Raw genomic sequence first — 9,378 nt, forward strand, 5'->3', positions numbered from 1 at the left:
TGATAAGTAAAATTTTAATGAAAGATCAAAAATGAGCAGGATAAAACATATCGATTGGCCAGCATGGATCGGCACACTCCTTTTGATTATTGTGTTTCGTGAAGCCTCTGTATGGATCATGACCCAATTTAATCACCCAGAATTAGGCAATTTAGTCGGTTTGCTCAGCCTGCTGGCGGTATTATTTACATGGCGCAAACTCAGTAAAATTCCTGCTCGTCTGGTCGATACCAACAACAAAATCATGAAAGAAAGTGCCTTTGCCTTTTTACCCATCAGCGCGGGTTCATTAATTATGCTCACGCACATGGGCAAACAAATTCCAATCTTCTTAATTGTGTTGTTTATCAGTACGCTGATCCCGCTTTGGCTGTATGCCAAAATGGCAAAACGCTGGCTTTAGGAGATTAAAATGCTGTCAATTCTATATGGTTTTTTAATCACTCTCGTTGCATATTTACTGGCAAAACCTTGCAACCAAAAAGTCCCGCAAATCCCTGTGATTGTCTTTGGCATGTGTTTTGTGTTGCTACTGTTGTATTTTTTCGGGATTCCATACGAAACTTACGTCGCACAAACCAACCCTTTGTTTAATCAATTATTGGGCTATGTGACAGTTGCACTCGCCATTCCTCTAGCAGCCATGCGTTATGACGATTTACCCCTCAAAGCGATTTTAGGTATTTTGTTCTTTGCCAGTCTTAGTGCTGTGGCGCTGCCGATGGGGCTTGCTTATGCGCTACATATGTCCAGTGCCGATATTATGGCATTTGCCACCCGTGCAGTGACCACGCCGATTGCGATTAATATCGCCACGCTTTTGGAAGCCCCAATTCAACTGGCAGTCTTGATTGTGATTTTATCGGGTGTTGTAGGTGCTGCTTTCTCACCTTTTATTTTAAGACACATCAATGATGAACGTGCCTCTGGTTTGGCTCTAGGTCTGGCTGCGCATGCAATTGGTACCGCCCAAGCTTGGCAACGAGGTAGCGTAGCTGGACGTTATGCCGCCTTTGGTATGGCCGTCAATGCAGTATTTACCGCAGTATGGCTGCCAACTTTTATACTGTATTTACAAAAAATGTGACTGAGCAATCACTTATTTAGACTTGTCGAGTTTTAACTTTCTTTTTACTATGAAATATCCAGTTAGCCAAAAACAAGGAACATTGAACATGGTCAAGATGAAACTCACCGTTGCCTTAATCTGCTCAGCGTTAGGAAGTTTTGCGCTAGCTCAAGATATTACGGGTACTTGGAAAAATATTGATGACAAAACAGGTTCATCAAAAGCAATTTTAGAAATTCGTCAGGAAGCCAATGGCACCTATACGGCTAAAATTGTCAAAGTTACCCCTCGTCCTGGCTACACCCCTAAAGATACCTGTGTCAACTGTCCTGCGCCTTATACCAACCAACCTATTTTAGGAATGGATATACTTAAAGGCTTAAAACATACAGGTGGTACTAACTTCTCTGGTGGAAAAATTATTGACCCATTAAACGGCAATATCTACAGCACCAAAGCCAAATTAAGCAGCAATGGTAAACGTCTGACCATGCGTGGTTATGTGGGCGTATCTGCTTTAGGACGTAGCCAAACTTGGATTAAAAGTGATTAATTTATAAGTTATTCCATCAACTTAATTAATTCACTTTTCACTTAAAATGCCACACGTTCGTGGCATTTTTCACATCTTTTCCAGCATTTTCCCTGCAAGTTTAAGATTAAAAATTTCCTCAAATCTCTTGACTCTTACCACAACTCGCTTTATATCTTGAATTAACCTCTGTAATAACTTTCGACAATCAAAGGAACTGATATGAAGAAAAATGTATTGATGGGTGTATTTGCAAGCTTAATCTTCAGTGGTTCAGCATTTGCTGCAGACCTAACAGGTATCTGGCAAAGTATTGATGACAAAACAGGTTCACCCAAAGCCCTGATTGAAATTACCCAAGCTGAAAATGGCAGCTTTACTGGTAAAATTATCAAAGTCACACCAAGACCGGGCTATACCCCAAAAACTATGTGTGTGAATTGCCCTGCACCTTATACCAACAAACCTTTGGTCGGTTTGGAAATTATTAGTGGCTTAAAGCATGTGGAAAATAACAACTATGCCGATGGGCGTATTTTAGATCCACTTACAGGCAAAATGTATAGCCTGAAAGGTCGTTTAGCATCTAATAATAAACGTCTCACTTTACGTGGTTACGTCGGAATTTCAGCCATTGGTCGGACACAAACGTGGATTCGCCAACAATAAGCGAGTAATTGTGTCTCATCGGTCATTTTTTCTGGATACTCGGGACTTTGTGTCCGTTAATTCACAGATTAGACTAGCCGCAAAGACCGAGTAAGGGAAATAAAATGATTCAGAAATTGGCTTTAGGAATAGCCGTCATCTTCGGCAGTCTAAGCACTTTGGCGATGGCACAAGATTTAGCAGGAACTTGGCAACAAATTGATGATAAAACAGGCTCACCCAAAGCTGTCATCGAAATTCGTAAAGAAGCCAATCAAACCTATACGGGTAAAATTGTGAAAGTAACCCCGCGTCCGGGTTATACCCCACGTGAACTTTGTAATAAATGCCCTGCGCCTTATACCGACCAACCTATTTTAGGGATGGATATTTTAAAAGGCTTACAACAAGTCAAAAACAGCAACAATTACGAAAAAGGACGCGTAATTGATCCATTGGCAGGTCGTATTTACGATGCAAAAATTCGCCTCAACTCAACAGGTAAACGTTTAACTTTACGTGCTTATATGGGTGTATCTACACTAGGTCGCAGTCAAACTTGGATTCGAATTCAATAAAATTCAAGATAAAAAATAGCCACCTCAATAGGTGGCTATTTTCATTTCATCATCACATTTTTAAATTTTAAAGATGAATGTTATTACCATTCTGCCAGCGGATTATCCACTGCAAACAATTGCTGATCTTCCAAACGATAAGCCACAAGCTGATTGCCCCACACACAACCGCCATCCACATTTTGAATATTGTCGGCTACCGTTTGTCCCTGCAATGCTGCCCAATGACCAAATACGATTTGATGTGTTTGCGCAGCTAAAGATGGATATTCAAACCACGGTTTAAAACCTTCTGGCATCGGATCATCTAAGGCATCTTTAAAGCTGAATTCCAAACCACCCTGTGCATTGGCTAAACGCATACGGGTCAAATAGTTGGTAATACAACGTAAACGCGCATGCCCCTCTAAATCATCCGACCAAACTGCAGGTTCTGCCCCATACATTTCCTTTAAGAATGCATCCACTACCTCAAAGTCCTCATGCCCAATCACCGCCTCAACTTCTTTTGCCAAAGCTGCGGTTTGTTCCGCATTCCAAATATGTGGAATACCTGCATGAGTTAAAATGGTGTTTTCATTAGGAAAAAGACACAATGGTTGTTTACGCAACCAATCAATCAAATCATCACTGTCAATTGCATCAATCACATCACGAGTGTTGTCTTGTGCTTTGATTTTCTTTAAGCCACGTGCGCCTGCCAACAAGGTTAAATCGTGATTGCCTAACACCGTTGCTGCAACGCCACGATCTACCAGTTTTTTAATAAAACGCAAAGCACCTACCGAGTTTTCACCCCGCGCGACTAAATCGCCTGCAAACCAAATAAAATCTTGATCGGGATCGAACTGTATTTCTTTTAATAATAGTTTTAAGGCTTCAAAGCAGCCCTGCACATCACCAATGACATAGTTGTATCGAATTGCTGCCATTAATTCACCATCTGATCTGCCAATGCGACAAATGCACTCAAACTTAAAGTTTCAGGACGTGCCATTGGGTCTACCCCTGCACGTTCAAACGCATCTTCAGCCAACATGCCTTTTAAGCTATTGCGCAATGTTTTACGACGTTGGGTAAATACATGCGCCACCAAACGTGCCAATGCTTTTTCATCTTTGGCAATAATCGGTTTAGTCACATAAGGCTCTAAACGGAATACTGCAGAAGTCACTTTAGGCGGTGGATTAAATGCGCCAGGCGGTACTTCAAACAAGAACGTTGGCTTACAATAATACTGCATCATCACCGATAAACGCCCATATTCTTTGGTATTCGGTTCAGCCGTGATACGATCTACCACTTCTTTTTGCAGCATAAAGTGCATGTCTTTAACTTTGTCACCAAACTCTAAGAGATGAAACAAAAGCGGCGTCGAAATGTTATACGGCAAGTTTCCGACCACACGTAAAGGACGGCCTTCAGCAAATAATTCACTAAAATCGTATTTCAGGGCATCACTTTCAACAATGGTCAAGCGTTCGGGATGCGGTACACGCCCTGGCAAGCCTGCAGCCAAATCACGGTCTAACTCCACTACAGTCAAGGCATCACACTCACCAATTAAAGGTGAGGTCAATGCAGCCAAACCCGGCCCAATCTCGACAATATTATCACCCGGACGTGGGTTAACAGAGCGTACAATTTTGGCAATCACACGTTGGTCATGTAAAAAGTTTTGACCAAAGCGTTTACGAGCCTGATGCCCTTCTTCCTTTGGGTTTAGGGCATTAATTTGATACATAAAGATTTCCAAGCTGAGATTATGAACGTGCTAAATCCAGCGCTAAATCGACAGCAACATGCAAGCTAGAACTTTTCGCAAGTCCCGTACCTGCGAGGGAGAGCGCTGTGCCGTGATCGACTGAAGTGCGAATAAACGGTAAGCCTAAAGTAATATTGATTGCTTCACCAAAGCCCTGAGATTTTAACACAGGTAAACCCTGATCGTGATACATCGCTAAAACTGCATCGGCATCTTTTAAATTTTCTGGGGTAAATAAAGTATCTGCAGGTAAACTTAAACTGAGATTTTCACCGCGATTACGGTAATTTTGCAGCACAGGATTAATCACCTCAATTTCTTCCATGCCTAAATAACCATCTTCGCCCGCATGTGGGTTCAAACCACAGACCAATACTTTAGGATGTTCAATTTTAAACTTGCTTTTTAGATCGTGCAGCAAAATATCAATTACTTGTTCTAAACGTGTTTTGGTAATGGCATCTGCCACGGCACGTAAAGGTAAATGCGTGGTCGCCAAGGCAACTCGTAAGGTTTTGGTGGCTAACATCATCACCACACGCGCAACACCTGCAAACTCCTGATAATATTCAGTGTGCCCACTAAAAGAAATACCAGCTTCATTAATAATAGATTTTTGCACGGGTGCTGTCGCCACGCCCACACTCTTACCTGTCATTGCATAAGAAGCTGAGCGACGTAATTGCTCCAAAACGTAAGCTGCATTTTGTGCATTTAAATGCCCCAACTCAACATCTACAGCCAAAGGCACATGCTCAACATATAACTGCCCAAGCGCTGCAGGCTGTTGCTGACCTGAATATTCAATCAATTCGACTTGTTGCTTTAGAATTTCGGTGCGTTGTTGTAATAATTGATGATCTGCCAATACCACAATTGGACGCTCATCTTGTCGAGCTGCCAGACTTAGACAAATATCAGGTCCAATACCTGCAGGTTCACCACTGGTGACATATAAAGGGCGCATGCAGCTTCATCCACTATAGCTAGGTGTAGCTGAATTATAGCGCCATCCTGAGCAAAATTGTTTTATCTCCAATCTAATCTAAATCGGCTATCTAAGATGCCCATCTGATGCGCCCATTCCGAAATGCCAATCACGACCATACATAACAACAAACCTATAAATAGTATTTTGGGCGCTTGTTGAGTGACTGCTCGATAGTTTTGATCAGATAGACTCAAGATGATGAAGCCACCGATGCCATATAACATAAAAGGGAGCAAGGTGATGTGCATAAATACAGAATAGATTAAGATAAAATCAAATACATCAGTACCATAAGCTGCACCTACCAACAAAAATGCCAGTTCATACAGACCAATCAATGTGATGAAAAAACCTGCTATAAATTTTAGCAGTTTATTTGGTTGCGGCTTTAATGCTTCTGTCGTTAATGCTTTTGTCGTTGTAGCGATGCGTTCTAAATCATCAGACATAGTGATCCGTCCTCATCATTATTATTTGCTGCGACCATACAGAAAAAGCTAAAACAGCACTAGATAAAGAAGATCAATACCTGATTTTTACTGTCGTGAAATGGTCGCTAGAGGTGATTTTGCTTTTATAACCAAACTTGATAAAATATAGCGCTTAAAATGTGACTTTTCCATTGTAGTTCTACCCATTCTCAGGTAGAATTCGGACTCCTTTTTGTTTGGACAGCTTCCATAGTCCAAACCAACTATAATAGGTAGTGGTTTAATGAAAACTCTCAGCGCTAAGCCAGCTGAAGTTCAACACGACTGGTACGTTGTTGATGCTTCTGGCAAAACTCTAGGTCGCCTTGCGACAGAAATCGCTCGTCGTTTACGCGGTAAGCACAAAACTTCTTATACTCCTCACGTTGACACTGGCGACTACATCGTTGTCATCAATGCTGAGCAAGTTCAAGTGACTGGTAACAAATCACTTGACAAGAAATACTATCGCCACACTGGTTTCCCTGGTGGTATCCGTGAAACTAATTTCGAGAAATTAGTTGCTCACAAACCAGAAGAAATCTTCCAACGCGCTGTAAAAGGCATGTTGCCAAAAGGTCCTCTTGGTTATGCTATGATCAAGAAAATGAAAGTGTACGCTGGTGCTGAGCATCCTCACACAGCTCAACAGCCACAAGTTTTGGACATCTAAGGGATACAGCACATGGCTACTAACTATGGTACAGGTCGCCGTAAGACCGCAACTGCACGTGTTTTCTTATCAGCTGGTACAGGTAAACTCGTAATTAACAACCGTACTCTTGAGCAATATTTCGGTCGTGAAACTGCTCGTATGATCGTACGTCAACCATTAGAGCTTCTTGAAGCTACTGAAAAATATGACCTTTACATCACTGTTGCTGGTGGTGGTATTGGTGGTCAAGCTGGTGCAATCCGTCACGGTATTACTCGTGCATTGATCGCATCTGACGACACTTTAAAACCTGCTCTTCGTCAAGCTGGTTTCGTTACTCGTGATGCTCGTGAAGTTGAACGTAAGAAACTTGGTTTACGTAAAGCTCGTAAACGTCCACAATTCTCTAAACGTTAATTCGTTTACCGAATCGGACACAAAAAAAGCCTTGGATTTTCCAAGGCTTTTTTTTTGCAAATCAACGAGCTGAGCATTTTAAGCCAGATAAACAATTCGGATTCACATACACCAAAAATCAAAATTCAATACAGTCCAAAAATTGAAAACCAATCAACAAATATCTCATACACTTTTATCAGCTTTGCTGGGTGATTTTAGTGGCTAAGTTTAGTATCCTATTCTATTCATTTGGTTTTATTTCGGATTATGTCAGTCGAGAACGCACCCTTACAAGGCATTACCCTCTACAGTCATGCGGACGACTTTCGCTCACATTGGATTCGTTACGTTCTGGCCGAAAAACAAATCAAATATCAACTGATTTTGGTCGATTATGAAGATGAAGACCTCGCAAGCCTGAATCCGTATAATCAACTTCCAATGCTGCTAGAAAACGATTTAAAACTCTTTAATACTGCGATTATTTCCGAATATCTGGATGATCGTTATCGACAAAATAAACTCTATGCAGATGCACCTATGCCACGTGCAGAACAAAGACAATATATTTGGCGCTTTGAACAAGACTGGTTCAAACTTGCCGATCAGATGCTACGTCATCCTGATAGCTTAGTTTACACAACACAGCGCGCTGCACAAAAAAAATTACGTGATACACTCATTTCACTGACACCATTATTTCAGCATTATCCTTATTTCATGTCAGAAAATTTCAGTATTTTAGATTGCATGCTGGCACCCTTATTTATACGGCTAAAAGCCATGGGCATAGAATTACCCCAACAACACTGTCGTCCAATTTTCCTGTATTGTCAGCGGATTTTTTCACGCCCTGCCTTCACTCAAGCAATGACTTTGCAAGAAAAAAATCGCTATCAAGAATTTTTAATTCATACTTAAAGAGCATATTATGTCTGAATCTGAAATCAATTTAAGTCCAACCCGTCCTTATTTAGCCCGCGCAATTTATGAATGGATTTGTGATAACCAACTCACACCACATTTATTGGTCGATGCTACACAGCCGAATACGCTTGTTCCTGAACAATTTATTCAGGATGGTCAGATTGTCCTAAATATCGTTCCACATGCAGTGCATGCCTTACACATGAGCAATGATGCAATCACCTTCTCTGCACGCTTTGGTGGCGTATCACGCGACTTATATGTACCTATGAATGCCGTCGTAGGTATCTATGCAAGAGAGAATGGACAAGGCTTATTCTTTGATCCAAGTGAGTATGCACATATCCAAAATGATCAAGATGCTTTAGAATCAAAGACTGAAGAAAAAACCGAACAAACTAAGAAAAAACCAAGCCTTAGATTATTAGATTAAAACAATGGAGTAGTGAATGGCTTTTGATTTAGTACAATATTTTGCAGCGCAGATTAAACTTCAAAAGCCCTCGCTTTTGAAACAATATAATGCTGTTGATCGCGACCAATATATTCAAGAAATCAATGCGCTGAGCTTAGGCAAACTGGTCAGTCTGTGGCGAAAAGACAACCAAAAACTTTATCAAGAAATTGATCATCAAGATGAATTATATATTCAGGAAATTGCACGTCGACTCACCACATCTCCACACAATCAGTCACCTCTCTCCAAAACTGAGCTTGAACAGAATATTAGTGAAGTCTTAGCCTTACAACTCACAGAGCTCAAGCAATTGGATCAAACCGGTAATTTTGGCAATAAAGGTCTAGGGGAATTATTGCTAGGTCAAATTGAACATTTATCTGGTCAAGCGGATGATTGGGTTTGGTCAACAAATGATCTAATAGAGTTAAAAGGTTCTAAACCAATTCCTCAAGAAGAGCTATCATTAGAGGCATCAATTAAGGAGTTTAATCAAATGGTTCAACAACATACCCACGATGATCATCAAAATATTGAGCCTGTAGAAGCAATTGTACCCACTTGGTCTAAAGTACTAGAACCTATCGTTGCGATTGCGATTTTAGCAATTCTATGGTGTTCCGTTACTCAATTATTCGCTTAAATCAATCTTCTATCTAAGCCGTAATAAAACCATCATCATCTGATGGTTTTATTTTGCCTTCACTTTTTATAGTTTTTAATATTTTCTTTTCTACATAAAAAAACACCCCCAACATTTGTTGAGGGTGTTTGAATAATGAGCTGGCGATGACTTACTCTCACATGGGTAACCCCACACTACCATCAGCGCGAAGAGGTTTCACTTCTGAGTTCGGGAAGGGATCAGGTGGTTCACTCTTGCTATG

Annotated in this window: 14 protein-coding genes and 1 rRNA gene; 10 read left to right on the top strand and 5 right to left on the bottom strand. The window is 40.9% G+C overall.

Going from position 1 to position 9,378, the window contains the following annotated elements:
• The first annotated feature begins 31 nt into the window (after nucleotides 1–31).
• From FTU66_RS11300 to FTU66_RS11320, 5 genes are all read left to right on the top strand, one after another.
• Entirely contained in the window at nucleotides 32–403 is a 372-nt protein-coding gene (locus FTU66_RS11300) for a hypothetical protein (protein ID WP_004972466.1), read from the top strand.
• A 9-nt stretch (nucleotides 404–412) separates the two neighbouring features.
• A complete protein-coding gene (locus FTU66_RS11305) occupies nucleotides 413–1,087 on the top strand; it encodes an LrgB family protein (RefSeq protein WP_154321022.1) in 675 nt (224 codons plus the stop codon).
• Nucleotides 1,088–1,175: 88 nt separating this feature from the next.
• Entirely contained in the window at nucleotides 1,176–1,622 is a 447-nt protein-coding gene (locus FTU66_RS11310; protein ID WP_154321023.1) for a DUF2147 domain-containing protein, read from the top strand.
• 201 nt (nucleotides 1,623–1,823) lie between these two features.
• Complete coding sequence (locus FTU66_RS11315) at nucleotides 1,824–2,270, top strand: DUF2147 domain-containing protein (RefSeq protein WP_004972472.1); 447 nt, start codon at nucleotides 1,824–1,826, stop codon at nucleotides 2,268–2,270.
• Nucleotides 2,271–2,374: 104 nt separating this feature from the next.
• Complete coding sequence (locus tag FTU66_RS11320; RefSeq protein WP_004972473.1) at nucleotides 2,375–2,827, top strand: DUF2147 domain-containing protein; 453 nt, start codon at nucleotides 2,375–2,377, stop codon at nucleotides 2,825–2,827.
• A gap of 83 nt (nucleotides 2,828–2,910) precedes the next feature.
• Here FTU66_RS11320 and FTU66_RS11325 read toward each other — a convergent pair whose 3' ends face one another.
• From FTU66_RS11325 to FTU66_RS11340, 4 genes are all read right to left on the bottom strand, one after another.
• A complete protein-coding gene (locus FTU66_RS11325) occupies nucleotides 2,911–3,759 on the bottom strand; it encodes a symmetrical bis(5'-nucleosyl)-tetraphosphatase (protein WP_096901578.1) in 849 nt (282 codons plus the stop codon).
• The gene (rsmA, locus tag FTU66_RS11330) at nucleotides 3,759–4,571 is read right to left on the bottom strand and encodes a 16S rRNA (adenine(1518)-N(6)/adenine(1519)-N(6))-dimethyltransferase RsmA (protein ID WP_180112815.1); all 813 of its coding nucleotides are present in this window, start codon (nucleotides 4,569–4,571) and stop codon (nucleotides 3,759–3,761) included. Before rsmA ends, FTU66_RS11325 begins: the two co-directional genes overlap by 1 nt.
• A 19-nt stretch (nucleotides 4,572–4,590) precedes the next feature.
• Complete coding sequence (gene pdxA, locus FTU66_RS11335; RefSeq protein ID WP_004972479.1) at nucleotides 4,591–5,559, bottom strand: 4-hydroxythreonine-4-phosphate dehydrogenase PdxA; 969 nt, start codon at nucleotides 5,557–5,559, stop codon at nucleotides 4,591–4,593.
• Nucleotides 5,560–5,621: 62 nt separating this feature from the next.
• Complete coding sequence (locus FTU66_RS11340; RefSeq protein WP_180112816.1) at nucleotides 5,622–6,032, bottom strand: hypothetical protein; 411 nt, start codon at nucleotides 6,030–6,032, stop codon at nucleotides 5,622–5,624.
• Nucleotides 6,033–6,297: 265 nt separating this feature from the next.
• Between FTU66_RS11340 and rplM the strand changes: the two genes are divergently transcribed.
• The 5 genes from rplM to FTU66_RS11365 all read left to right on the top strand — a co-directional run bounded on the left by rplM (nucleotide 6,298) and on the right by FTU66_RS11365 (nucleotide 9,134).
• Nucleotides 6,298–6,726 carry a 50S ribosomal protein L13 gene (gene rplM, locus FTU66_RS11345; protein WP_004909012.1) on the top strand — a complete coding sequence of 143 codons (429 nt, stop codon included), beginning with the start codon at nucleotides 6,298–6,300 and terminating at the stop codon, nucleotides 6,724–6,726.
• Nucleotides 6,727–6,738: 12 nt separating this feature from the next.
• The gene (gene rpsI, locus FTU66_RS11350; protein ID WP_004972483.1) at nucleotides 6,739–7,125 is read left to right on the top strand and encodes a 30S ribosomal protein S9; all 387 of its coding nucleotides are present in this window, start codon (nucleotides 6,739–6,741) and stop codon (nucleotides 7,123–7,125) included.
• A 249-nt stretch (nucleotides 7,126–7,374) separates the two neighbouring features.
• Nucleotides 7,375–8,028 carry a glutathione S-transferase N-terminal domain-containing protein gene (locus FTU66_RS11355; RefSeq protein WP_180112817.1) on the top strand — a complete coding sequence of 218 codons (654 nt, stop codon included), beginning with the start codon at nucleotides 7,375–7,377 and terminating at the stop codon, nucleotides 8,026–8,028.
• Nucleotides 8,029–8,038: 10 nt separating this feature from the next.
• Nucleotides 8,039–8,467: a ClpXP protease specificity-enhancing factor gene (locus FTU66_RS11360; RefSeq protein ID WP_004972487.1), complete on the top strand. Its 429-nt coding sequence runs from the start codon at nucleotides 8,039–8,041 to the stop codon at nucleotides 8,465–8,467.
• Nucleotides 8,468–8,483: 16 nt separating this feature from the next.
• Complete coding sequence (locus FTU66_RS11365) at nucleotides 8,484–9,134, top strand: hypothetical protein (protein WP_179996310.1); 651 nt, start codon at nucleotides 8,484–8,486, stop codon at nucleotides 9,132–9,134.
• Nucleotides 9,135–9,272: 138 nt separating this feature from the next.
• On the opposite strand, the gene rrf is transcribed toward FTU66_RS11365, so the two are convergent.
• Nucleotides 9,273–9,378: ribosomal RNA gene (gene rrf, locus FTU66_RS11370) — 5S ribosomal RNA — on the bottom strand; the annotation flags it as partial.

Source organism: Acinetobacter sp. YH12131, assembly GCF_013418635.1.
Lineage (GTDB): Bacteria > Pseudomonadota > Gammaproteobacteria > Pseudomonadales > Moraxellaceae > Acinetobacter > Acinetobacter towneri.

Bases quoted from the DNA above. Each gene is read 5' to 3' on its own strand.
- FTU66_RS11300 (WP_004972466.1), top strand. From the start codon at position 32: ATGAGCAGGATAAAACATATCGATTGGCCAGCATGGATCGGCACACTC.
- FTU66_RS11305 (WP_154321022.1), top strand. From the start codon at position 413: ATGCTGTCAATTCTATATGGTTTTTTAATCACTCTCGTTGCATATTTA.
- FTU66_RS11310 (WP_154321023.1), top strand. From the start codon at position 1,176: ATGGTCAAGATGAAACTCACCGTTGCCTTAATCTGCTCAGCGTTAGGA.
- FTU66_RS11315 (WP_004972472.1), top strand. From the start codon at position 1,824: ATGAAGAAAAATGTATTGATGGGTGTATTTGCAAGCTTAATCTTCAGT.
- FTU66_RS11320 (WP_004972473.1), top strand. From the start codon at position 2,375: ATGATTCAGAAATTGGCTTTAGGAATAGCCGTCATCTTCGGCAGTCTA.
- FTU66_RS11325 (WP_096901578.1), bottom strand. From the start codon at position 3,759: ATGGCAGCAATTCGATACAACTATGTCATTGGTGATGTGCAGGGCTGC.
- rsmA (WP_180112815.1), bottom strand. From the start codon at position 4,571: ATGTATCAAATTAATGCCCTAAACCCAAAGGAAGAAGGGCATCAGGCT.
- pdxA (WP_004972479.1), bottom strand. From the start codon at position 5,559: ATGCGCCCTTTATATGTCACCAGTGGTGAACCTGCAGGTATTGGACCT.
- FTU66_RS11340 (WP_180112816.1), bottom strand. From the start codon at position 6,032: ATGTCTGATGATTTAGAACGCATCGCTACAACGACAAAAGCATTAACG.
- rplM (WP_004909012.1), top strand. From the start codon at position 6,298: ATGAAAACTCTCAGCGCTAAGCCAGCTGAAGTTCAACACGACTGGTAC.
- rpsI (WP_004972483.1), top strand. From the start codon at position 6,739: ATGGCTACTAACTATGGTACAGGTCGCCGTAAGACCGCAACTGCACGT.
- FTU66_RS11355 (WP_180112817.1), top strand. From the start codon at position 7,375: ATGTCAGTCGAGAACGCACCCTTACAAGGCATTACCCTCTACAGTCAT.
- FTU66_RS11360 (WP_004972487.1), top strand. From the start codon at position 8,039: ATGTCTGAATCTGAAATCAATTTAAGTCCAACCCGTCCTTATTTAGCC.
- FTU66_RS11365 (WP_179996310.1), top strand. From the start codon at position 8,484: ATGGCTTTTGATTTAGTACAATATTTTGCAGCGCAGATTAAACTTCAA.